Origin of the sequence: uncultured Kluyvera sp. (assembly GCF_902485085.1) — a bacterium.
GTDB classification, from domain to species: Bacteria; Pseudomonadota; Gammaproteobacteria; order Enterobacterales; family Enterobacteriaceae; genus Kluyvera; species Kluyvera ascorbata.
This window is the reverse complement of the sequence record NZ_CABTJS010000170.1, coordinates 1-23,411: the sequence shown is the minus strand read 5'-3', so window position 1 is coordinate 23,411 and position 23,411 is coordinate 1. Positions and strand designations below refer to the sequence as shown.

Genomic DNA, 23,411 nt, shown 5'->3' with positions numbered 1-23,411 from the left:
CCATTCACCAAATAAATAGAAACTGGAACACGTTCCCGACGCAGTGCGTTCAGGAACGGATCTTGTAAAGATTGCCCCTTAGCCATTCTCTCTTTTCCTTATATGCTTATTTGTACTTATACACTTCGTCTTTCAAGCCGCATTGCGGCAACTTGAGCGATGTTGCGTATGAACCTTACGATTCTGAAAATTGCGCACGATACGACTCAATTTTACACATTCAGTCTACACTAGCACCCACTACCTGTAATAATTGGCTAAACGCCTGCTCCGGCTGCTCACTATCTAACCAGTGAACCCCTTCCCAACCGCGTAACCACGTCACCTGGCGCTTCGCTAGCTGTCTCGTGGCACAAACTCCTCTATAAACCATTTCATCATATGAAATCTCGCCTTCAAGGTATGACCACATCTGGCGGTATCCCACACAACGAATGGAAGGCATATCCGTATGCAAATCTCCACGGGCAAATAGCGCCCGCACTTCTGCTTCAAAACCTGAAGCTAACATCTGATGAAAACGCTGCTCAATGCGCTGATGGAGCAGTTCACGGCTCGCCGGGGCGATGGCGAACTGATGCACCTTGTAGGGCAGAGCGTCTCCTGACGTTTGTGTCAGCTCCGTTAAAGTTTTACCCGAAATGAAAAAAACTTCCAGTGCTCGGGAAAGTCTTTGCGGATCATTCGGATGAATACGCTCGGCCGCGACGGGGTCAATTTCCCGCAGCTGCTGATGCAGCGCCATCCATCCTTGCTCTGCCGCCTGCTGCTCAATCCGCGCCCGAACGTCCGGGTCGGCTGAGGGTAACGGTGATAACCCTTCAAGCAACGCCTTGAAATACAACATCGTCCCACCGACCAGCAGCGGAATTTTCCCTGCGGCGGTGATCTCCGCCATCTGCGCAAGCGCATCGCGGCGGAAGTCCGCCGCAGAGTATGCCTGCGACGGATCGAGAATATCTAACAGTCGATGCGGCGCGGCTTCTAACTCTTCCGCACTCGGCTTAGCGGTGCCGATATCCATTCCTCGATAAATGAGGGCTGAATCAACACTAATCAACTCTACTGGCAAAACTTTACGTAATTCAATCGCCAGCGCCGTCTTGCCCGAAGCGGTTGGCCCCATCAAAAAAATTGCCTTAGGCAGGCTCGCCTCGGTTACTTCACTCATGTCTCAGGGCGTTCATCGCAGAATCTAAATCAACGGGTTGTAACAGACCACCCGGCGGAGCTTTGACCAGCTGTGGGCAAAGACGTTCAACGTCTGCCAGCATGGAAATTGCCTGCGCCATGTTCCACTGCGCGTGATCGCTTGCCAGATTTCGGGCCAGCCACTGCGCAACGTTCCCGGCGTCAACGATACTTTGCTCCACCAGGTAGCCTATCAGTTCAGGAATCAAGATTTGTAAATTTTGTTGTCGTAAGGGTAAAGGCACGGCGCGAATCGTGGCGTGCTGCCCTTCGAGCAGTATTTCAATGCCGAGCAGATTCAGCGCTTCCTGCGCGCGTTCCAGCGTCTGACGCTCGCCGTCGGTCACTTTAAGACGCAGCGGAATCAACAGCGGCTGCGCGCAGATGGTCGCTTCGCCCGGTGTCAGCTGCGCCTGGCGTAACCAGCGTTCCGCCACCGGCAGCGCCAGCAGGCTTAATTTGCCGCCGCGCTCCAGCAACGCGCAGGTATCAGCGACAATCGCCAGCACGCGACCAAAGCTCTGGTTATGCCCGGCAAGATTATCGGCCACTGGCGCTTTCACCGGTTCCGGCGTTTTTTCCGGCGTATTCAGCAATTGGCGATAAAGCGCCCCCTGCTGCTTCTGATATCCCGGCTGGGCGTTCGGCCAGCTGCCGTTGGCACCACCACTACTCCGACCGGCGCTACCGCCACCGGTTGGCGTTTGATAGCGCGGCATATCAGGTTCGCGCGCCACCGCCGGTTCAGCAAACTGGTTGCGTCCGGCGGCAATACGGTTTTCCGGCAAGGCTCGCGGCGCGGGCTCATCATCTTCCGCCAGCGGCAGAGGCGTATCGAGCTGCTGTTGCAGCACGCTAAGCACCCCTTGATAGATAAAATCATGCACAAGGCGCGACTGATGGAAACGCACCTCGTGCTTCGCCGGATGCACGTTCACATCCACCTGATGCGGGTCTATCTCAAGATAAAGAACAAACGCGGGCTGTTGATCGGCACCGAGTTTATCTTCACACGCCTGACGAATCGCATGGTTGATGAGCCTATCGCGCATCATGCGGCCGTTCACGTAGCAGTACTGAATTTCAGCCAGCGCAGGCGTAGTGTGTTTCGGGTCTGCCACCCAGCCGTGCAGCGCCAGGTCGCCATGCTGCCACTCAATGGCCAGCGCGTGTTCAAGGAAAGGCACACCGCAAATCGCTCCCAGCCGACGCTCTTTCGGCGCGCCTTCGGCGACCGCGCGATACTGGCGAACCGCTTTGCCGTTATGGGTCAGGTTAATGCTCACATCGAAGCGCGCCAGCGCAATGCGGCGGATAATCTCATCGATATGATTGAATTCGGTTTTCTCGGTGCGCATAAACTTGCGACGCGCCGGGGTGTTGTAGAACAGGTCCAGCACTTCCAGCGTCGTCCCTACCGGGTGCGCCGCAGGTTTCACCGCGACGTCCTGATTACGACCTTCCGCGTAGGCCTGCCACGCTTCTTGCTGCTCTGCGGTACGAGAGGTGATAGTCAGACGCGAGACCGAGCTGATGCTCGCCAGCGCTTCGCCGCGAAAACCCAAGCTGATAATCGCCTCAAGGTCGTCAAGCGTGGCGATTTTACTGGTGGCGTGACGCGCCAGCGATAGCGCTAGTTCGTCTTTTTTGATGCCGCAGCCGTTATCACGAATGCGGATAAGCTTGGCGCCGCCGCGTTCAATATCAATATCGATGCGGGTTGCCCCCGCATCGAGACTGTTCTCCACCAGCTCTTTCACTACCGATGCAGGCCGCTCAACCACTTCACCCGCGGCAATCTGGTTCGCAAGCTGCGGCGGTAAAACCTGTATCGGCATGAAAACTCCTTAGTTAACGAGCGTCCTGGATGATGACGCGGCGCTGGCGGTCTGCGACTGTTCGTCACGAGGGCCGGATTGTATCGGATGCGCCGTGAAATAGTTACGTAAACCGTTATAAATGGCTTCCGCGATCTTCTGTTGATAATCGTCGCTACCCAGCAGGCGCTCTTCGCTGCTGTTACTGATAAAGCCGGTCTCGACCAGAATGGACGGAATATCCGGCGAACGCAGCACGCCAAGGCTGGCATGTTCAGGGCGGCGTTTATGCAGATTCCCTACCTGCTGAAGCTGGCTTATCACGCTGGTTGCGACATCATACCCTACACGCTGGGAATGACCGAACTGCAGATCCAGCACCGCCTGGCTCAGGTACGGGTCGGCCTGGCTGTTGGCCAGTACGTCGCCCGCGCCGCCGAGCAGCTCAGACTGTTTCTCGTGCTGTTCGAGCCAGCCCGCCATTTCGCTATTCGCGCGACGGTTAGAGAGCACCCACACGGATGCACCGGTCGCATCGCGGTTCGGCGCGGCATCCGCGTGAATCGACACCAGGAAAGAAGCGTTCTGCTTACGCGCCACGTCGGAACGGCCCATCACCGAAATAAAGTAGTCTCCGTCACGGGTCAGCACGCCTTTGAACATCGGATCATCATTCAGCAGCGCACGTAGTTTGCGCGCAATGGCAATGGTGACGTTTTTCTCACGCGTGCCGCCAGGGCCAATCGCCCCAGGGTCCTGACCGCCGTGACCGGCATCAATGGCGATAATCACTTTATCACCCGAGACGCTGCGCGCGCGGGAAGACGGACGTGGCGTTGGCGTCACCGTGCTGGCAATCGCTGGCTGGCGCTCGCCGCTGAAGCTGCCGCTGTCGTTTCCGCTAGTCGTGCTGCTGCCGTTACGGCTGCCGCTGAACGGATTGCGTCCAGGCTGCACAGGTACAGGCGTCACCATTGGCGTTTCCACTCGCTTAGCTACAACCGGAGGCGGTGGAGGCGGTGGAACGTCAGCGTTAATGGTGAACACCACGGTGTAGTTGGCACCGTTCTGCTGCTTCACCGCCCGGGTTTTGCCGTTTTCGGTCAGATCGACCACCAGACGTAAGGTCTGATCGTCCTTCGCTGTGCCCGAACGAATCGCTTTCACCAGGTTATTACCGCTAAAGCGCAGCGGTAGTCCCTGTAGCACCCCGGTTTGTTTGATATCCAGCACGACGCTACGTTTGTCGTCCTGGCTAAAGCTATACTCCGGATCGCCCATAAAGCTGAACGTGATCCGCGCCTGCGTTTCACCGTTCGCCACCTGAATATCGGACAAACTTGCCGCCATTGCCGGTACGCCGACCAGCATCAGTGCGGCCATTAACCACCCTTTTGCGCGAAAAATCATCCTGGGATCCCTTAAATTAACCGGCAAACCGCGCCAGCAGAGACTCACCTAATGAGGAGACCGCGCTAATGCGCGCCTCACGCCCTTGCGCCTGGTAATCTAAGTGTATTTCGATATCCGGCTCGGGCAGAACACCTGCGCCCTGTTGCGGCCATTCCACCAGGCAAATGGCATCGTTAGCAAAGTAATCGCGGATCCCCATAAATTCGAGCTCCTCGGGATCGGCAAGGCGGTACAGATCAAAGTGATAAACCATCAGGTCGGCGAGCTGATAAGGCTCGACCAGGGTATAAGTTGGGCTTTTGACGTTGCCGTTATGACCTAACGCCTGCAGGAATCCACGGCTAAAGGTGGTTTTCCCGGCACCCAAATCGCCGTACAGATAGATGACGGTTGCGCCGACGCAGGCCTTCGCCACTCGGTTGCCAAGGTCCAGGGTTGCCTGCTCGTCAGATAAAGGAATCACTCGATTAGTCATGGTTTACGTCAATCACATCCGGGTTAACAACACGCCGTAGCGTGGAAAAGAGGTCTGTCGCGAGCATACCGCGGGTGCCATAGCGCGCCGCCAGTTCATCGGCGGCGGCACCGTGGGCGATACACCCTGCGCACGCTGCATCATACGGCGATAATGCCTGCCCCAGCAATGCGCCGATGATGCCCGAAAGCACATCACCCATTCCGCCGCTGGCCATGCCGGCATTTCCCGCATCAATAATTCCGATCGCGCCCTGTTCATCTGCCACGACCGTACCGGCGCCTTTCAGCACCACCGCGCCGCCGTACCGTTTTACCAGACGCTGCGCAGAAAGTAAGCGATCGTGCTCGATATCTGCCACCCGACAATTGAGCAGCCGTGCGGCTTCACCGGGGTGTGGCGTGATCACGCGATTGTGACGTTTATCCGGATTGATTGCCAGCAGGTTCAGCGCATCGGCATCCCAGAGAGTTGGTTTACGGAAATTGTCGATTTTCCGCAGCGCCTGTTTGCCCCATTCGGCCTGCCCCAGACCGGGGCCAATCACCACGACATCTGCCCATTCAAGCGCTTCATCGAGCGTCTGCGGCGTTAGTTCATGCACCATCAGCTCAGGCCGAGCGGTAATAATCGGCGCAACGTTTTCAGCGCGGGTTAATACGCGTACCAGCCCCGCACCGGCTCGCAGCGCCGCTTCACCGGTCATACGAATCGCCCCAGCGGTACCGTGATCGCCACCGATCACCACCAGGCGGCCGTGATCGCCTTTGTGCGAGGTGGGACGACGCGGCGTGAACCACTGTCCTAGCTGCGAAGCATCAAACCGATGAATATTTGTGTGCTGGGTTGCCAGCCAGGGCTCAAGCCCCAGCGCATCATGATGTAGATGCCCGACAACGTCACGCGCCTTGCCTGTCAGCAAACCGGGCTTGAGGGCGATAAAGGTGATGGTGTGAGCAGCCTGAATAACCGCGCCGGGCGTCGTGCCCGTCTGGGCGTTCAGCCCGGAGGGAATATCCAGCGCGACAACCGGTGCCGGGAAGGCGTTAGCTCGCACAATCAGGTTCGCGACGTTCTCGCGCGGCGCGCTTTGTAGTCCAGTGCCGAGCAGGCCATCGATAATCAGGTCTGCATCCTGTGGCCAATCCGCATCTTCCGGGTAAATCTCGCCGCCCGCCGCGTGCCACGCCTCACGAGCAGCCTGCGCTTCTTCCGGCAGCGGCTTATCGCTGGCGATTGCCAGCAGCGTCACCTGAATACCGGCGGCCTGCGCCAGACGCGCGACCTCATAGCCATCGCCGCCGTTATTGCCGTGCCCGCACAGAACAATCCAGTGGCGGGTGGAAGGATATGCGGCACGCGCGAGCTTAAACGCCGCTTCGCCCGCGCGCTGCATTAGCGTGTAAAGGGAAAGTCCAAGGCTCTGCGCCGCCGCTTTTTCAGCGCGACGCAGGTCATCCGCAGGCCAAATGGAGTGTGGTATACTTTGGGGGTTACTCGTCAATGTATGGTCCGTCATGTCACAGCCCCTCGATCTCAATCAATTAGCGCAACAAATCAAACAATGGGGCACCGAACTGGGTTTTCAGCAGGTCGGCATTACCGATACCGATCTCAGCGCCTCCGAGCCCAAACTGCAGGCATGGCTGGATAAACAATACCACGGCGAGATGGAATGGATGGCGCGTCACGGTATGATGCGCGCGCGTCCACACGAACTGCAGCCCGGTACGCTCCGGGTCATCAGCGTTCGCATGAACTATCTTCCCGCCAATGCGGCCTTTGCCAGCACGCTGAAAAATCCCGAGCTAGGTTACGTCAGCCGTTATGCCCTGGGGCGTGATTATCATAAGCTGTTGCGTAACCGCCTTAAAAAGCTCGGCGAAATGATTCAGGAACAGTGTGTCTCGCTGAATTTTAGACCGTTTGTCGACTCTGCGCCTATTCTTGAGCGTCCGCTAGCGGAAAAAGCCGGGATTGGCTGGACGGGGAAGCACTCGCTTATCCTCAACCGCGACGCAGGATCGTTCTTTTTCCTCGGTGAGCTGCTGGTTGATATCCCTCTGCCCATCGATCAACCGGTAGCCGAAGAGTGCGGGCGCTGCGTGGCCTGCATGACCATCTGCCCTACCGGCGCGATTGTCGAACCTTATACTGTCGACGCCCGCCGCTGTATTTCTTATCTGACTATCGAGCTCGAAGGCGCCATTCCGGAAGAATTTCGTCCACTATTGGGCAATCGTATATACGGCTGCGACGACTGCCAGCTAATCTGCCCGTGGAATCGCTTCTCACAGTTGACCGATGAAGCCGACTTTAGTCCGCGCAAAGCGCTGCATGCGCCTGAACTTATCGAGCTGTTCGCCTGGAATGAAGCGCATTTCCTGAAGGTGACGGAAGGTTCGGCCATTCGCCGTATCGGCCACCTGCGCTGGCTGCGAAATATTGCCGTTGCGCTGGGTAACGCACCGTGGAGCGACGCTACGCTAAACGCGCTGGAGAGTCGCCGGGGTGAGCACCCACTTCTCGATGAACACATTGAATGGGCGATTGCGCAGCAAATTACACGTCGAAATGAGCATGTGGTTGAAGTGCAGTTGCCGAAGAAACAGCGTCTGGTGAGAGTGGTGGAAAAAGGGCTACCGCGCGATGCGTGATATATTCACAGCCTGTGAGTAAAAATAAAAAGACATTGCGTTTCAACACGCCAAAGTTCGTCAAGCGATCTCGCTAACATTTTGAAATGATATATCTCGTTATATTTCAGCAAGTTGACAAAAAGTGTAAAAATCCAGAAAACATTAGCACGCGAAGAACGAGATAACAGCCTGTGGATAACTCTGTTTACAAGAGTATTTCAGAAACGAAAAAACAACCTCAATGGCTTGATGCATTGTGGAAGTATTTTTGTTTTGGAAGAAAATTTGGAGCGGGAAACGAGACTCGAACTCGCGACCCCGACCTTGGCAAGGTCGTGCTCTACCAACTGAGCTATTCCCGCTTGGGTGTGTCTACTGCGACTGCTTTCAAATTTTTGGAGCGGGAAACGAGACTCGAACTCGCGACCCCGACCTTGGCAAGGTCGTGCTCTACCAACTGAGCTATTCCCGCAAAATCTGGCAATTTTTGTTGCTGTCGTAATTCGCATTTCTGCTTCGTTACGGGAGGCGCATTATACGAGAATTCTTTCCCCCTGCAACCCCCCCTGAAGCGATTTTTTAAAAAAACCGTTCAAGTGCTGGATAAATCGGCAAGTTGACTATTTTAGCGCCAATTCATCCCTTTAGCACGTTAAAGCTGAATAAAATGTTCGCGGTAGTAGGCCAGTTCCGCCACCGACTCACGAATGTCATCCATCGCCTGGTGAGTGCCCTGCTTTTTAAAGCCCGGCAGAATTTCCGGTTTCCAGCGACGCGCCAGCTCTTTGAGCGTGCTGACATCCAGATAGCGATAGTGGAAGTAGGATTCCAGCTCCGGCATGTATTTAAACAGGAAGCGACGATCCTGACCGATACTGTTGCCGCAAATCGGTGATTTACCTTCGGGCACCCATTGCTTTAAGAATTCCAGCGTCGCCAGCTCCGCTTCGCGATCACCCATGGTGCTCGCCTTCACGCGTTCCACCAGCCCGCTGCCGGTGTGGGTGCGCACGTTCCAGTCATCCATCAGCGCCAGCTGCGCGTCAGATTGGTGAACGGCAATGGTCGGCCCTTCCGCCAGAATATTCAGCTGTGCGTCAGTCACCAGCGTGGCGATTTCAATAATGCGATCGTGCTCGGGATTCAGGCCGGTCATCTCCAGATCGATCCAAATCAGGTTGTTTTCATCTGCACTCATGTTATTTTCCACCCTTCTGTCTTACCTGCCGCGGTAGGTTAACTAGTATTAATTAGCGTGTATCATAGAGGTTTTGCCCGATATGGGCGACCAGGAGTCAGCACGATTGAGTAAAAATAAACTCTCCAAGGGGCAGCAGCGCCGCGTAAAAGCGAACCATCAGCGCCGACTGACAACCACCACGGAGAAGCCAGATTACGACGATAACCTGTTTGGCGAAGCCGCCGAAGGGATCGTCATCAGCCGCTTCGGTATGCATGCCGACGTGGAGTCCGCCGATGGCGACATCCACCGCTGCAATATCCGTCGCACCATTCGTTCACTGGTCACCGGTGACCGCGTTGTCTGGCGTCCAGGCAAGGCCGCTGCGGAAGGCGTGAGAGTCAAAGGTATCGTTGAAGCCGTTCACGAGCGGACCTCCGTTCTGACACGCCCGGACTTTTATGACGGCGTGAAGCCCATTGCCGCCAACATCGACCAGATTGTTATCGTCTCCGCCATTTTGCCCGAGCTGTCGCTGAATATTATCGACCGCTATCTTGTCGCCTGCGAAACGCTCAATGTTGAACCATTGCTGGTGCTCAATAAAATAGACCTGCTGGACGAAGACGGCATGGCGTTCGTCAATGAGCAGATGGATATCTATCGCAATATTGGTTATCGCGTTCTGATGGCATCGAGCCATACCCAGGACGGCTTAAAACCGCTGGAAGAGGCGCTGACCAACCGTATCAGCATCTTTGCCGGGCAGTCTGGCGTCGGAAAATCGAGCCTGCTTAACGCCCTGCTGGGGCTGAACGACGACCGCATTCTGACTAACGACGTTTCCGACGTCTCGGGCCTTGGTCAACACACCACCACCGCCGCGCGCCTGTATCATTTCCCGCACGGCGGCGACGTGATTGACTCCCCTGGGGTCCGTGAATTTGGTCTGTGGCACCTTGAGCCGGAACAAGTCACCAATGGATTTGTCGAATTCCATGACTATCTCGGCCTGTGCAAATACCGCGACTGTAAGCACGATGCCGATCCCGGTTGTGCCATCCGTGAAGCCGTCGATAACGGTAAAATTGCCGAATCACGTTTTGAAAATTATCACCACATTCTGGACAGTATGGCGCAGGTAAAAACGCGTAAAAACTTTTCAGAGACCGATAAATGAGAACTATGATTTTGCCGACTGACATTTTCACTGACAATCGCTAGAATCGGCCGCTTTTCTCATTTAGATCCGACGCGATCGTCGGATCAGGAACGACACATAATGGCCTGGAGGCTACCTTGTTAAACTCGTTTAAACTTTCACTGCAATACATTCTGCCTAAACTGTGGCTTACGCGTCTCGCAGGCTGGGGTGCGAGCAAACGAGCGGGATGGCTGACGAAACTGGTTATCGATCTGTTCGTGAAGTTCTACAAGGTCGATATGAAAGAAGCGCAGAAGCCGGACACCGCCAGCTACCGCACTTTCAACGACTTCTTCGTCCGTCCGCTGCGTGAAGATGCCCGCCCGGTCAACACCGACCCAAGCGTGCTGGTGATGCCGGCCGACGGCGTAATTAGCCAGCTTGGCGCGATTGAAGACGACAAAATTCTGCAGGCCAAAGGCCATAACTACTCGCTCGAAGCGCTGCTCGCGGGTAACTACATCATGGCTGATCTGTTCCGTAACGGCAGCTTCGCCACCACCTATCTGTCGCCGCGCGACTACCACCGCGTGCATATGCCGTGCAACGGTATCCTGCGTGAAATGATTTACGTGCCGGGTGACCTGTTCTCCGTGAACCACCTGACCGCGCAGAACGTACCCAATCTGTTTGCCCGTAACGAACGCGTCATCTGTCTGTTCGATACTGAATTCGGCCCAATGGCGCAAATTCTGGTGGGTGCGACTATTGTGGGTAGCATCGAAACCGTCTGGGCGGGTACCGTCACGCCGCCGCGTGAAGGTGTGATTAAGCGCTGGACCTACCCGGCGGGCGATCAAGAAGGCTCCATCGCGCTGCTGAAAGGCCAGGAAATGGGCCGCTTCAAGCTGGGCTCAACGGTAATCAACCTGTTTGCCGCGGGTAAAGTGACGCTGATGGAGCAGCTGAAAAATCTGTCCGTGACTAAGCTTGGCGAGCCGCTGGCCGTTTCCACCGAGGCCGTTGTCGAACCTGAGGCTGCGCCGGTTGTTGAACCTGCAGTTGAACCTGTAGTAGTTGAGCCTGTAGTAGTTGAGCCGGTTGTTGAACCCGTTGCTGAACCACAGGCCGAAGCGGTTGTTGAACCGGTCGTAGAGCAGGATGTCGCCCCAAAGGCTGACAACACGCAAGAAAAAAGTTAACAACGAATAAGGGTCTGACGTGCGCCTGATTATCACTTTACTGATGGCCTGGTGCCTCAGCCAGGGGGCGTACGCAGCGACTGCCCCCAACGCTCGACAAATAACCCAGGAACTGGAACAGGCAAAGGCGGCAAAGCCCGCCCAGCCTGAAACCGTCGAAGCGTTACAAAATGCCCTGACCGCGCTCGAAGAGCAGAAAGGCTCTCTTGAGCGCGCCGCGCAGTACCAGCAGGTCATCGATAACTTCCCCAAACTCTCCCAGACGTTGCGTAATCAGCTCAACAACCTGCGCGATGAACCGCGTCAGGTGCCTGAAGACATGAGCAGCGATGCGTTGAATCAGGAGATTTTGCAGGTTAGCAGCCAACTGCTGGAAAAAACCCGCCTTGCTCAACAGGAACAAGAGCGCGCCCGCGATATCGCGGACTCCCTGAACCAGCTTCCCCAGCAGCAGACCGACGCACGCCGACAGTTAAACGACGTGGAGCGTCGAATCGGCACACAAGCAGGCAATACGCCTCTGGCGCAGGCACAAAACCTCAATTTGCAGGCTGATTCCAGCAAACTCAAAGCGCTGGTTGATGAACTGGAGCTCGCGCAGCTCTCTGCCAATAACCGCCAGGAACTGGCGCGTATGCGCTCAGAGCTCGCACAAAAGCAAAGTGAGCAGTTGGATGCATATCTGCAAGCCCTGCGAAACCAGCTCAATAGCCAGCGTCAGCGTGAAGCGGAACGCGCGCTGGAAAGCACCGAGCTGCTGGCGGAAAACAGCGAAAACCTGCCAGCGGGTATCGTTGACCAGTTTAAGATTAACCGAGAGCTTTCTCAGGCGCTGAACCAGCAGGCTCAGCGTATGGATTTGGTTGCCTCGCAGCAGCGTCAGGCGGCCAATCAGACGCTGCAGGTGCGCCAAGCCCTGAATACGCTGCGCGAGCAGTCACAGTGGCTGGGCTCCTCGAATCTGCTCGGTGAAGCGCTGCGCGCGCAGGTCGCTCGTCTGCCGGAGATGCCAAAACCACAGCAGCTTGATACCGAAATGGCCCAGCTGCGCGTGCATCGTCTGCGCTATGAAGACCTGCTGAACAAGCAGCCGCAGCTACGCCAGATTCGCCAGGCCGACGGCCAGCCGCTCACCAGCGAAGAGAACCGTATTCTTGAAGCCCAGCTGCGCACCCAGCGCGAACTGCTGAATTCACTGCTGCAGGGCGGCGATACGCTCATCCTCGAGCTGACCAAGCTGAAAGTTTCCAACAGCCAGTTGGAAGATGCGCTGAAAGAGGTCAACGAAGCCACCCACCGCTACCTGTTCTGGACCTCCGACGTACGGCCTATCGACTTCAGCTGGCCGCTAGAAATTGTGCAGGACCTGCGCCGCCTGATTTCGCTCGACACGTTCAGCCAGCTCGGCAAAGCCAGCATGATGATGCTTACCAGCCGTCAGACGCTGTTCCCGCTGTTTGGCGCCCTGCTGCTGGTTGGCTTCAGCATCAGCTCACGTAAGCACTTCACGCGCTTCCTGGAGCGTTCCAGCGCCCGTGTGGGCAAGGTCACCCAGGATCACTTCTGGCTGACGCTACGCACGGTCTTCTGGTCAATCCTGGTCGCCTCACCGCTGCCGGTACTGTGGGCAACGCTTGGCTACGGTTTACAGGAAGCCTGGCCCTTCCCGCTCGCCGTCGCCGTCGGTGATGGCGTCACCGCCACCGTACCACTGCTGTGGGTGGTGATGATTTGCGCGGCGTTCGCCCGCACCAACGGTCTGTTTATCGTTCACTTTGGCTGGCCGCAGCACCGCGTGGCGCGCGCAATGCGCTACTACCTGATGAGCATCGGGCTTATCGTGCCGCTGATTATGGCGCTGATCATGTTCGATAATCTCAACGACCGCGAGTTCTCCGCTTCGCTCGGCAGGCTGTGCTTTATCCTGATCTGCGGCGCGCTGGCGATGGTAACGGTGAGCCTGAAACGCGCGGGGATCCCGCTCTATCTCGATAAAAGCGGCAGCGGTGAAAACCGCGTTAACCTGCTGCTGTGGAACCTGATGATTGGTGCGCCGCTGCTGGCGATTTTCACCGCGGCGGTGGGCTATCTTGCCACCTCGCAGGCGCTGCTGGCGCGTCTGGAAACTTCGGTCGCTATCTGGTTCCTGCTGCTAGTGATTTACCACGTCATCCGCCGCTGGATGCTGATTCAGCGCCGCCGTCTGGCCTTTGACCGCGCCAAGCATAAACGTGCCGAAATGCTGGCGCATCGCGCCCGTGGCGAGGAAGAAGCGCACGCCAGCAGTCTGGAAGGGTCTGTCGAGCAGGAGGTGAGCGAAGTCAACCTCGATACCATCAGCGAGCAGTCGCTACGCCTGGTGCGCTCGATTCTGATGCTAATTGCGCTGGTGTCGGTGATTATCCTGTGGTCGGAAATTCACTCAGCGTTTGGCTTCCTTGAGAATATTTCGCTGTGGGACGTCACCTCAACGGTACAGGGCGTTGAAAGCATTGAGCCAATTACCCTCGGCGCGGTGCTGATCGCGATTCTGGTGCTGATCATCACCACCCAGTTGGTGCGCAACCTGCCCGCGCTGCTGGAACTGGCCATTCTGCAACACCTGGATTTAACGCCGGGTACCGGCTATGCCATCACCACCATCACCAAATATCTGCTGCTGCTGATAGGCGGGCTGGTTGGATTCTCGATGATTGGTATTGAATGGTCGAAGCTGCAATGGCTGGTCGCCGCACTCGGTGTCGGTCTCGGCTTTGGTTTGCAGGAGATTTTCGCCAACTTCATCTCCGGCCTGATTATTCTTTTTGAGAAGCCGATTCGTATCGGCGATACGGTCACCATCCGCGACCTGACCGGCAGCGTGACCAAAATCAACACCCGTGCCACCACCATCAGTGACTGGGACCGCAAAGAGATTATCGTGCCGAACAAGGCGTTTATCACCGAGCAGTTCATCAACTGGTCGCTGTCGGATTCGGTTACGCGCGTGGTGTTAAGCATTCCTGCGCCGTCAGACGCCAACAGCGAAGAGGTGGCGCAGATCCTGTTAACCGCCGCACACCGTTGCTCGCTGGTGATTGATAACCCGGCACCGGAAGCGTTCCTTGTCGATTTACAGCAGGGGATTCAGATTTTCGAGCTGCGTATCTACGCCGCCGAGATGGGCCACCGTATGCCGCTGCGTCACGAGCTACACCAGTTGATTCTGGCGGGCTTCCGCCAGCACGGTATCGATATGCCGTTCCCACCGTTCCAGATGCGTCTGGAGACCCTGGATGGGCGGAAAACGGGAAGAACGCTGACCTCCGCAGGTAAACGCCAGCCGGGAAGTCTTTAGTATCTGAGTAGCCCGGACGAGGTGCGCTAGCACCGACTCCGGGGAAATCCCGGCGTCACTACGTTCGGCCGGGCTACCGCAGGTTTACTCTGCCACCAGTACCGGCTGACGGTTAACGCGGCGATGATAGTTTTCATAAATCGCCATCGCCAGCAGCGAGAAGAAGATCGGCCCGCCAATCATCCACATTGCACTGCTCCAGTCCCCTGCTTCAATCACCGGCTGAATAATGGTGAAAATATTGGCGAAGGTCACCACCAGCACAACCACGCTGGTTGCCAGCAGAGTTGAGACTTTGGTTTTGAAAATCACAAACGGACGTTCGAGATCCATTTTGGCCTTAAAGAACGGGAAGGCCAGCGCCAGGAACAGGTACGGCAGGGTCATCGACACATTCGCCATCAGCGTCAGTTTGTTGTAGAACGCCGACGCGGTATCACCACCAAATGACACCAGCAGGATGAACGCACTCACCAGCAGGCACTGCATCCACATGGCGGTGGACGGCATACCGTTGGCATTCAGGCGGGTCATCGACGCAGGCCAAAGCGCTTTTGGCGTACCTTGAATAATCGCTTTCAGCGGCGAGTAGCTCAGAGTGAAGAATGCCCCGGTGTAGGCAAGGAACATCGACAGGCCGGTGATGCGCGCAAACCACACGCCTACGGTCGCCGACGCTTCTGGCGACAGGTGCATGGCATTGCCGAGCGTTGAGCCCAGGCTGGTCATCAGCACATAGGTAATATTGCCGAGGTTCACCGAACGGTCGCTCAGGATCTGCTGCCAGTTGGTACTCACACCCCACAGGAAGATCGCCAGCGAATAACCGATAGAGATAACAATCGCCGCAAAAACAATTCCTTTAGCGAAGTTCTTTTCTGGTTTATCGGTTTTATCCACCAGGCCGCCGACGGCTTCAATTCCGCCATAGGCGAAAATAGCAAATACCACAAACGATAATACCGCCAGACCGGATTGATAACCTGGGTTTGGCGAGGTGGTGAAATTAAGTGGTTGTGCAAAGTGGCCGCCATTTAATAACAAAATGGCAATACTCACTAACAATAAAACCAAATTCAGACACATTACCGAAATACCGCCAACCGCGGTAATGCGGGCGATTTTATTAATCCCCTTAGAGGCCACCGTGGTAACCAGCACCATCCAGACAACGGCCAGCAGACCCACAACCTGCGTCGATTGCAGCCCCGCCACGCCCCAGTGCTGCGTCATGTCAGAGCCAAACAGGAAGGTAGAGAACGGTACCCACACCTTGGCGGAGGTACTCACCATCCAGACCACATAAGAGGAGAACCACATAAAGGTGCCGATAAACGCATAACGTGGGCCCACGCTATTATTCATCCAGGAATAGATCCCGCCTTCTTCTTTACGATACGCCGAACCCATTTCAGCCATCATTAAGGCGAATGGGATAAAGAATAAAAGCGCGGAAAATATATACCAGGTTATCGCACTATAGCCCATCAGATAAAAAGCAGAAGGGCTATTAGCAAAGCCAAATACTGACGTAAATATCATAAGGATGAGTCCTATCAGGCTCATCTTTTTAATTGATTGGGTCATATGACCATCCCTTATTTTAGAACATTTTTTTTACACATCGACAGGGCACCGCGCGGCATACTTGCGAGAGCAAGGCAACGGAAAATCGACGCGAGAAATTGCTGGCTGGATGATAGCAAATAACCAGACGAATCTTGTGACCTTAAGAGGGAATTTGAAAATATATGACTAAAAATGGCGCAGAAAGCGCCATTTTATCTTAACGAAGAGAGGGTTACGCGCGATCTACGCTAAAGGCCAGCACCTCGGACAAGGTTTCCACCCCCAGCGCCAGCATGATCAGACGGTCAACGCCCAACGCCACGCCGGAACAGTCCGGCAGGCCAGCGGCCAGCGCGTCCAGCAGGTTTTGATCGATAGGCTGCTGCGGCAGGCCGCGCGCCGCACGTTTACGGTTATCCTGTTCGAAACGCTGCTGCTGTTCGCGAGCATCGGTCAGTTCGTGGAAACCGTTCGCCAGTTCAATTCCCTTAAAGTAAACCTCAAAGCGTTCAGCCACGCGGTGGTCTTCAGCGCTAATCTGCGCCAGCGACGCCTGGCTTGCCGGGAAGTGATAAACAAACGTCGGGCGATCTTTACCGATGTGCGGCTCTACGCCAAAGGCAAACAACAGCTGCAGCAGCGTATCCCTATCTTCTTCGGTATCAGCCACGTTGCTCAAATCGAGCTTCGCCGCCGCTTCACGCAGCTGCGTTTTGTCCGCCGACAGCGGGTCAATTTCCAGATGGCGCTGGAAAGCCTGCTGGTAGGAGAGGCTTTCTGCCGGCTGGGTTTCCAGTACCTGCTGTAGCAGATCGTCCACCTCGTTAATGAGGCGATACATATCGAAGTGAGGGCGATACCACTCCAGCATGGTGAATTCCGGGTTATGGTGGCGGCCCATCTCTTCGTTGCGGAAGCTACGGCAAAGCTGGAACACCGGGCCACAACCAGCCGCCAGCAGGCGCTTCATGTGGTATTCCGGGCTGGTCATCAGATACAGGTTCATTCCGTCGGAATGTCCTGGGCCAACAAAGCGAGTCTCAAACGGAACCAAATGTACGTCAGTCACCGTTGCCTGGCTCATACAAGGCGTCTCCACCTCCAGTACTCCACGGTCAGCAAAGAAACGACGAATTTCCGCCATCAGTGCCGCGCGCTTTAACAGGTTAGGGATGGATGCGCTCGGCTGCCAGGTTGCCGTCTCGCTCATGTTTTTTTCTCCGATTTCAGACAAGGGCACGAAGTCTACCCGCAAGTGATACACGACACAAATATTGCTCAGTAATTTCCAGAATAGCCGGAGAGAAGATTTCTCTAATTAATTCCACAACGTAATTCATCAGCTACAGTGATAAATAAACCGCACATAACAACAAAAAAATCGAACACATCAAATTTCCCCCACAACCCTACGGGTATACTGCTTTACCCATAAAGGAGCAGTGGAAACGTTTTTGCGCAGGCCACGTGATATCCCCCGACGCAGCCTGTTGTGAAATAACAAAAATCTGGAGGAATGTCGTGCAAACCTTTCAAGCCGATCTAGCCATCATTGGCGCAGGCGGAGCCGGATTACGTGCTGCTATCGCAGCCGCCCAGGCCAACCCAAAAGCCAAAATCGCATTGATCTCAAAAGTTTATCCTATGCGCAGCCACACGGTGGCCGCAGAAGGTGGCTCCGCCGCCGTCGCACAGGACCATGATAGCTTCGAATACCATTTTCACGACACCGTCGCCGGCGGCGACTGGCTTTGCGAGCAGGATGTCGTCGATTACTTCGTCCATCATTGCCCAACCGAAATGACCCAGCTCGAACAGTGGGGCTGTCCGTGGAGCCGTCGGCCAGACGGTAGCGTCAACGTTCGCCGCTTCGGCGGTATGAAGATTGAACGCACCTGGTTTGCCGCCGATAAAACCGGCTTCCACATGCTGCATACCCTGTTCCAGACCTCCCTTCAGTTCCCACAAATTCAACGCTTTGACGAGCACTTCGTCCTCGACATTCTGGTCGATGACGGTCAGGCCCGCGGCCTGGTGGCGATGAACATGATGGAAGGCTCGCTGGTGCAAATCCGCGCCAATGCGGTAGTGATGGCTACCGGCGGCGCAGGCCGCGTCTACCGCTACAACACCAACGGCGGCATCGTCACCGGCGACGGCATGGGCATGGCGCTGAGCCACGGCGTTCCATTGCGCGACATGGAATTTGTTCAGTATCACCCAACCGGTCTGCCGGGTTCAGGCATCCTGATGACCGAAGGCTGCCGCGGTGAAGGCGGCATTCTGGTCAACAAAAACGGCTATCGCTATCTGCAGGATTACGGCATGGGCCCGGAAACCCCGCTCGGCGAACCGAAAAACAAATACATGGAGCTGGGTCCACGCGACAAAGTCTCCCAGGCCTTCTGGCACGAATGGCGCAAAGGCAATACTGTGCCAACGCCGCGCGGCGACGTGGTCTACCTCGACCTGCGCCACCTCGGCGAGAAAAAACTGCTGGAACGTCTGCCGTTTATCTGCGAACTGGCGAAAGCCTACGTGGGCGTCGACCCGGTGAAAGAGCCGATTCCGGTCCGTCCAACCGCACACTACACCATGGGCGGTATCGAAACCGACCAGCAGTGTGAAACCCGTATTCAAGGTCTGTTTGCCGTCGGTGAATGTTCTTCCGTCGGTCTGCACGGCGCTAACCGTCTGGGCTCCAACTCGCTGGCAGAACTGGTGGTGTTTGGCCGCATGGCCGGTGAACAGGCGATGGCTCGCGCGGCAACCGCCGGTGAAGCCAACGGCAGCGCGCTGGACGCGCAGGTCAGCGATATCGAAAACCGCCTGAAAGCGCTGGTCAATCAGGAAGGTAACGAAAACTGGTCGAAGATCCGCGACGAAATGGGTCTGTCGATGGAAGAAGGCTGCGGCATTTACCGTACGCCGGAGCTGATGCAGAAAACCATCGATAAGCTGGCTGAACTCCAGGAGCGCTTCAAACGCGTACGCGTGACCGATACCTCCAGCGTCTTCAACACCGACCTGCTGTATACCATCGAGCTGGGCCATGGCCTGAACGTTGCCGAATGTATGGCGCATTCCGCCATGGCGCGTAAAGAGTCCCGCGGCGCGCACCAGCGTCTGGACGAAGGCTGCACCGAACGTGACGACGTCAATTTCCTCAAGCACACCCTCGCCTTCCGCGACGCCGACGGCACAACTCGCCTCGACTACAGCGATGTGAAGATAACGACCCTGCCACCGGCAAAACGCGTCTACGGCGCGGAAGCCGAAGCGGCCGAGAAGAAGGAGACGGCGAATGGCTGAGATGCAGAATTTAAAAATTGAGATTGTGCGCTACAACCCGGAAGTGGACAGCGCACCGCACAGCGCCTTCTATGAAGTGCCTTACGATGAGCAGACCTCGCTGCTCGATGCCCTGGGCTACATCAAAGATAACCTCGCGCCGGACCTGAGCTATCGCTGGTCCTGCCGTATGGCTATCTGCGGTTCCTGCGGCATGATGGTCAACAAGGTGCCGAAGCTCGCCTGTAAAACCTTCCTGCGCGAATACACCAAAGGAATCAAGGTCGAGGCGCTGGCAAACTTCCCTATCGAGCGCGATCTGGTGGTCGACATGACCCACTTTATCGAAAGTCTGGAAGCGATTAAGCCGTACATCATCGGCAACCCACGCACGCCGGATCAGGGGCCAAACACCCAGACCCCGGCGCAGATGGCGAAGTACCACCAGTTCTCGGGCTGCATCAACTGCGGTCTGTGCTATGCCGCCTGCCCGCAGTTTGGCCTGAACCCAGAGTTCATTGGCCCGGCGGCGATTACCCTGGCGCATCGCTACAACGAAGACAGCCGCGACCACGGGAAGAAAGAACGCATGGCGCAGCTAAACGGCCAGAACGGCGTCTGGACCTGTACGTTTGTTGGCTACTGTTCCGAAGTGTGTCCGAAACACGTCGACCCGGCAGCCGCTATTCAGCAGGGCAAAGTGGAAAGCTCGAAAGACTTTCTTATTGCCACCCTGAAACCACGCTAAGGAGTGCATGATGACGACTAAACGCAAACCCTATGTACGGCCGATGCCGTCCACCTGGTGGAAAAATCTGCCGTTTTATCGCTTCTATATGCTGCGTGAAGGGACGGCGGTACCGACGGTGTGGTTCAGCATCGTGCTGATTTACGGCCTGTTTGCGCTGAAGCACGGCGCGGAAAGCTGGGCGGGCTACGTCGGTTTCCTGCAAAACCCGGTGGTGGTGGTGCTGAACCTGATTACCCTGGTCGCCGCACTGCTGCATACCAAAACCTGGTTTGAGCTGGCGCCGAAGGCTGCCAACATCATCGTTAAAAGCGAAAAAATGGGGCCAGAGCCGATTATCAAAGGGCTTTGGGTGGTTACTGCGCTCGTCAGCGTGGTGATTCTGCTTGTCGCGTTGTTCTGGTAAGGAGACTGGTATGATTAACCCGAACCCAAAACGTTCCGATGAACCGGTATTCTGGGGTCTGTTTGGCGCAGGCGGCATGTGGGGCGCGATTATTGCGCCGGTCATCGTGCTGCTGGTTGGCGTGCTGCTGCCATTAGGCCTGGCACCGGCCGATGCTTTCAGCTACGAACGCGTACTGGGCTTTGCCCACAGCCTGATTGGCCGCGCGTTTATCTTCCTTATGATCATACTGCCGCTGTGGTGCGGTTTACACCGTATTCACCACGCAATGCATGACCTGAAAATCCACGTCCCGAACGGAAAGTGGGTATTCTACGGTCTGGCAGCGATTCTGACGGTGGTGACGCTGGTCGGCGTGCTGTTTATTTAACGCCGTGCCGCTTCCCAGCGGCGCTACGCTTGGCCGGGCTACGACATCATACGTAGCCCGGCCAAGGTGTTTAGGCCAGCGCCATTAATGCGCGCTCATCTTTAAGCCAATAATCCCCATCACAATCAGCACCAGACTGGCGATGCGCATCGGGCTTGCCGACTCGCCCAGCAGCAGAATACCGGTAATCGCCGCACCTACCGCGCCAATCCCCGTCCATACCGCATAGGCTGTTCCCACCGGCAGGCTTTTCATTGCCCACGACAGCAGCGCCATGCTGGCAATCATCGCCACAATGGTAATCACGCTCGGTACCAGGCGGCTAAAACCGTGAGTGTATTTCAGACCAACGGCCCAGACGACTTCCAGCAGACCAGCAACAAAGAGAATTAACCAGGACATAGCAGGCTCCATAATGATGGGGCCGTCCCCGGGTGAGATACGCCTACGGGTCGTCCCGCAAGGTGTTGGAAGGTGTAACGGTGGAAGTATAAGCGTTGAAAAACGACGGTACAACCGTGCGGCGTACCGTCAGACTCGATTTATTGCTGCGCTTTGGTTGCTGCCCCAGAAATTGCGCTACCACCGTCGGAAATATCCTCACCGATACCCCGCGTCGTGTTACAGGCCGTCAGTGCAGAGGAGAGAACCAGAACCGTAAAAAATGCTGCGATCGCTTTTTTCACCATAATGTCATCCTTAAGAGCCAGTTATCGTTATCTTGCTTCATAAGCATAGACAACTTCACTCAGGATGTTGGATATCAGCGTTTTTTTTCGGAAGAAGACGAAGCGGGAAAAACAGAAGATTGGAACGGACGGGGGAAAGGCTGGCGCAGCATCACTGCTGCGCCGGGCGATCAAAGCATGAATTACTTCACGCGAGATACGTATTCGCCGGAGCGGGTATCGACTTTGATCACTTCGCCAATCTGGACGAACAGTGGAACTTTAACCACTGCGCCAGTGGACAGGGTAGCTGGTTTGCCGCCAGTACCTGCGGTATCACCTTTCAGGCCTGGATCGGTTTCAATGATTTCCAGCTCAACGAAGTTCGGCGGGGTCACAGCGATAGGCTGACCGTTCCACAGGGTCACGATGCATTCAGCCTGATCCAGCAGCCATTTAGCGTTGTCGCCAACCGCTTTCTCATCGGCAGCCAGCTGCTCGAAGGTTTCGTTGTTCATGAAGTGCCAGAATTCACCGTCGGTGTACAGGAAGGTGAGGTTCATGTCGGCAACGTCTGCGCCTTCAGCGGAGTCGGTAGACTTGAAGGTTTTCTCTACGCGAGTACCGGTCAGCAGGCGGCGCAGCTTAACGCGTGCGAATGCCTGACCTTTACCCGGTTTAACGAATTCACTGGCTTCAACCGCGTACGGTTCGCCGTCCATCATGATTTTAAGACCAGCACGAAAATCGTTGCTATAGTAAGTCGCCATAAGGCCCTCTGAAATTGTTAAATGGTAGCTAAGCCACAAAATGGCGCATATTGTAACCCTAAATACCCCATCCAGAGAAGATTGGTTGATGCAACTTGCCGATGTTCTCACCGATCCGGATGAACTATTACGTCTTCTGAATATAGACGCTGATGATAATTTGCTCGCTGGCCGTGAGGCTAAGCGCCTGTTTGCTCTACGCGTTCCGCGAGCGTTTGTGGCGCGAATGGAGAAAGGCAATCCGAACGATCCGCTTTTGCGTCAGGTACTTACCTCGCAAGAAGAGTTTATTGCCGCGCCCGGTTTTTCCACCGATCCTCTGGAAGAGCAGCACAGCGTGGTGCCCGGACTGCTGCATAAGTACCGTAATCGTGCGCTATTGCTGGTAAAAGGCGGTTGTGCGGTGAATTGTCGTTATTGCTTCCGCCGTCACTTCCCGTATGCCGACAATCAGGGCAATAAGCGGAACTGGCAGGCTGCGCTGGACTATGTAAGTGCGCATCCGGAACTGGACGAAATCATTTTCTCAGGCGGCGATCCGCTGATGGCAAAAGATCACGAACTCGATTGGCTGCTCACCCAGCTTGAGGCCATTCCGCATATCAAGCGCCTGCGCATTCATAGCCGCTTGCCGATCGTCATTCCAGCGCGCATCACCGACACGCTGACGGCACGCTTTGAACGTTCATCGTTGCAGATCCTGCTGGTGAACCATATCAACCACGCCAATGAGATTGACGATGAGTTCCGTCACGCCATGGCACGCTTACGCCGGGCAGGCGTAACGCTACTCAACCAGAGCGTATTGCTGCGCGGCGTGAACGATAACGCGCAGACCCTGGCGAACCTCAGCAATGCGCTGTTTGATGCCGGCGTGATGCCTTATTACCTGCACGTGCTGGATAAAGTACAGGGCGCAGCACACTTCCTCGTCAGCGATGACGAAGCGCGAGAAATTATGCGCGAACTGCTCACGCTTATCTCCGGTTATATGGTACCGAGACTGGCGCGAGAAATTGGCGGCGAGCCCAGTAAAACACCGCTGGATCTCCAGCTACGTCAGCAATAAACGAAGTAAAAGACCACCTTCTTAGAAGGTGGCTTTTGAGAATGCCCCCTGTAAGGGGGGCTACTTTCACCTTCCGCTTACTACTCTAGCAATTCCATCTGTTGTTCATGTGTTTGTTCCGT

21 protein-coding genes and 2 tRNA genes are annotated in these 23,411 nt (G+C 55.9%); 9 read left to right on the top strand and 14 right to left on the bottom strand.

Annotated elements, in window-relative coordinates; all coding sequences use genetic code 11:
• The 6 genes from RDN66_RS20945 to nnr form a co-directional block, all read right to left on the bottom strand.
• The coding region (locus RDN66_RS20945) for an RNA chaperone Hfq (RefSeq protein ID WP_308538160.1) at positions 1-86 on the bottom strand (86 nt) is incomplete at its 3' end.
• Positions 87-220: 134 nt separating this feature from the next.
• A complete protein-coding gene (gene miaA, locus RDN66_RS20940) occupies positions 221-1,171 on the bottom strand; it encodes a tRNA (adenosine(37)-N6)-dimethylallyltransferase MiaA (RefSeq protein ID WP_123651144.1) in 951 nt (316 codons plus the stop codon).
• Positions 1,164-3,029: a DNA mismatch repair endonuclease MutL gene (gene mutL, locus RDN66_RS20935; protein ID WP_202216701.1), complete on the bottom strand. Its 1,866-nt coding sequence runs from the start codon at positions 3,027-3,029 to the stop codon at positions 1,164-1,166. The genes miaA and mutL overlap by 8 nt, the downstream gene beginning before the upstream one ends.
• 9 nt (positions 3,030-3,038) lie before the next feature.
• Complete coding sequence (amiB, locus tag RDN66_RS20930) at positions 3,039-4,418, bottom strand: N-acetylmuramoyl-L-alanine amidase AmiB (RefSeq protein ID WP_202216702.1); 1,380 nt, start codon at positions 4,416-4,418, stop codon at positions 3,039-3,041.
• Between the two features lie 16 nt (positions 4,419-4,434).
• Positions 4,435-4,896, bottom strand: coding sequence for a tRNA (adenosine(37)-N6)-threonylcarbamoyltransferase complex ATPase subunit type 1 TsaE (tsaE, locus tag RDN66_RS20925; protein WP_123651147.1), 462 nt, complete (start codon positions 4,894-4,896; stop codon positions 4,435-4,437).
• The gene (nnr, locus tag RDN66_RS20920; RefSeq protein ID WP_035894214.1) at positions 4,889-6,415 is read right to left on the bottom strand and encodes a bifunctional ADP-dependent NAD(P)H-hydrate dehydratase/NAD(P)H-hydrate epimerase; all 1,527 of its coding nucleotides are present in this window, start codon (positions 6,413-6,415) and stop codon (positions 4,889-4,891) included. The genes tsaE and nnr overlap by 8 nt, the downstream gene beginning before the upstream one ends.
• Here nnr and queG point away from each other — a divergent pair.
• Positions 6,414-7,553 carry a tRNA epoxyqueuosine(34) reductase QueG gene (queG, locus tag RDN66_RS20915; RefSeq protein ID WP_202216703.1) on the top strand — a complete coding sequence of 380 codons (1,140 nt, stop codon included), beginning with the start codon at positions 6,414-6,416 and terminating at the stop codon, positions 7,551-7,553. The genes nnr and queG overlap by 2 nt on opposite strands.
• A 268-nt stretch (positions 7,554-7,821) precedes the next feature.
• Here the strand turns inward: queG and RDN66_RS20910 are convergent.
• The 3 genes from RDN66_RS20910 to orn all read right to left on the bottom strand — a co-directional run bounded on the left by RDN66_RS20910 (position 7,822) and on the right by orn (position 8,733).
• Positions 7,822-7,897: transfer RNA gene (locus tag RDN66_RS20910), tRNA-Gly, on the bottom strand.
• Between the two features lie 34 nt (positions 7,898-7,931).
• Positions 7,932-8,007, bottom strand: a tRNA-Gly gene (locus RDN66_RS20905).
• 180 nt (positions 8,008-8,187) lie between these two features.
• Positions 8,188-8,733: an oligoribonuclease gene (orn, locus tag RDN66_RS20900; protein WP_035894216.1), complete on the bottom strand. Its 546-nt coding sequence runs from the start codon at positions 8,731-8,733 to the stop codon at positions 8,188-8,190.
• Positions 8,734-8,839: 106 nt separating this feature from the next.
• On the opposite strand from orn, the gene rsgA reads away from it, so the two are divergent.
• From rsgA to mscM, 3 genes are all read left to right on the top strand, one after another.
• Positions 8,840-9,895 carry a small ribosomal subunit biogenesis GTPase RsgA gene (rsgA, locus tag RDN66_RS20895; RefSeq protein WP_035894217.1) on the top strand — a complete coding sequence of 352 codons (1,056 nt, stop codon included), beginning with the start codon at positions 8,840-8,842 and terminating at the stop codon, positions 9,893-9,895.
• Positions 9,896-10,014: 119 nt separating this feature from the next.
• The gene (asd, locus tag RDN66_RS20890) at positions 10,015-11,061 is read left to right on the top strand and encodes an archaetidylserine decarboxylase (protein ID WP_308538159.1); all 1,047 of its coding nucleotides are present in this window, start codon (positions 10,015-10,017) and stop codon (positions 11,059-11,061) included.
• A 19-nt stretch (positions 11,062-11,080) separates the two neighbouring features.
• Complete coding sequence (gene mscM / locus RDN66_RS20885) at positions 11,081-14,398, top strand: miniconductance mechanosensitive channel MscM (RefSeq protein WP_202216705.1); 3,318 nt, start codon at positions 11,081-11,083, stop codon at positions 14,396-14,398.
• A gap of 84 nt (positions 14,399-14,482) precedes the next feature.
• Here the strand turns inward: mscM and yjeM are convergent, their stop codons facing one another.
• On the bottom strand, positions 14,483-15,985 hold the full coding sequence (yjeM, locus tag RDN66_RS20880; protein ID WP_035894219.1) for a glutamate/gamma-aminobutyrate family transporter YjeM: 1,503 nt from the start codon (positions 15,983-15,985) through the stop codon (positions 14,483-14,485).
• A gap of 214 nt (positions 15,986-16,199) precedes the next feature.
• Complete coding sequence (gene epmA, locus RDN66_RS20875) at positions 16,200-17,177, bottom strand: elongation factor P--(R)-beta-lysine ligase (RefSeq protein WP_202216706.1); 978 nt, start codon at positions 17,175-17,177, stop codon at positions 16,200-16,202.
• Between the two features lie 311 nt (positions 17,178-17,488).
• Between epmA and frdA the strand changes: the two genes are divergently transcribed.
• From frdA to frdD, 4 genes are read left to right on the top strand one after another with little or no spacing between them, the layout of a single operon-like run.
• Positions 17,489-19,279 carry a fumarate reductase (quinol) flavoprotein subunit gene (frdA, locus tag RDN66_RS20870; RefSeq protein ID WP_035894222.1) on the top strand — a complete coding sequence of 597 codons (1,791 nt, stop codon included), beginning with the start codon at positions 17,489-17,491 and terminating at the stop codon, positions 19,277-19,279.
• Positions 19,272-20,006 carry a succinate dehydrogenase/fumarate reductase iron-sulfur subunit gene (locus tag RDN66_RS20865; RefSeq protein WP_115074771.1) on the top strand — a complete coding sequence of 245 codons (735 nt, stop codon included), beginning with the start codon at positions 19,272-19,274 and terminating at the stop codon, positions 20,004-20,006. Before frdA ends, RDN66_RS20865 begins: the two co-directional genes overlap by 8 nt.
• Before the next feature lie 10 nt (positions 20,007-20,016).
• Positions 20,017-20,412: a fumarate reductase subunit FrdC gene (frdC, locus tag RDN66_RS20860; RefSeq protein ID WP_123651200.1), complete on the top strand. Its 396-nt coding sequence runs from the start codon at positions 20,017-20,019 to the stop codon at positions 20,410-20,412.
• Between the two features lie 10 nt (positions 20,413-20,422).
• A complete protein-coding gene (frdD, locus tag RDN66_RS20855) occupies positions 20,423-20,782 on the top strand; it encodes a fumarate reductase subunit FrdD (protein WP_202216707.1) in 360 nt (119 codons plus the stop codon).
• 84 nt (positions 20,783-20,866) lie between these two features.
• On the opposite strand, the gene sugE is transcribed toward frdD, so the two are convergent.
• The 3 genes from sugE to efp form a co-directional block, all read right to left on the bottom strand.
• Complete coding sequence (gene sugE / locus RDN66_RS20850; RefSeq protein ID WP_035894227.1) at positions 20,867-21,184, bottom strand: quaternary ammonium compound efflux SMR transporter SugE; 318 nt, start codon at positions 21,182-21,184, stop codon at positions 20,867-20,869.
• Between the two features lie 140 nt (positions 21,185-21,324).
• Positions 21,325-21,471 (bottom strand): lipoprotein toxin entericidin B, encoded by a 147-nt coding sequence (gene ecnB / locus RDN66_RS20845; protein ID WP_035894229.1) that lies wholly within the window; start codon positions 21,469-21,471, stop codon positions 21,325-21,327.
• A 182-nt stretch (positions 21,472-21,653) separates the two neighbouring features.
• Entirely contained in the window at positions 21,654-22,220 is a 567-nt protein-coding gene (gene efp, locus RDN66_RS20840; RefSeq protein WP_035894230.1) for an elongation factor P, read from the bottom strand.
• A 40-nt stretch (positions 22,221-22,260) separates the two neighbouring features.
• Between efp and epmB the strand changes: the two genes are divergently transcribed.
• Entirely contained in the window at positions 22,261-23,289 is a 1,029-nt protein-coding gene (epmB, locus tag RDN66_RS20835) for an EF-P beta-lysylation protein EpmB (protein WP_202216708.1), read from the top strand.
• Positions 23,290-23,411: the final 122 nt, after the last annotated feature.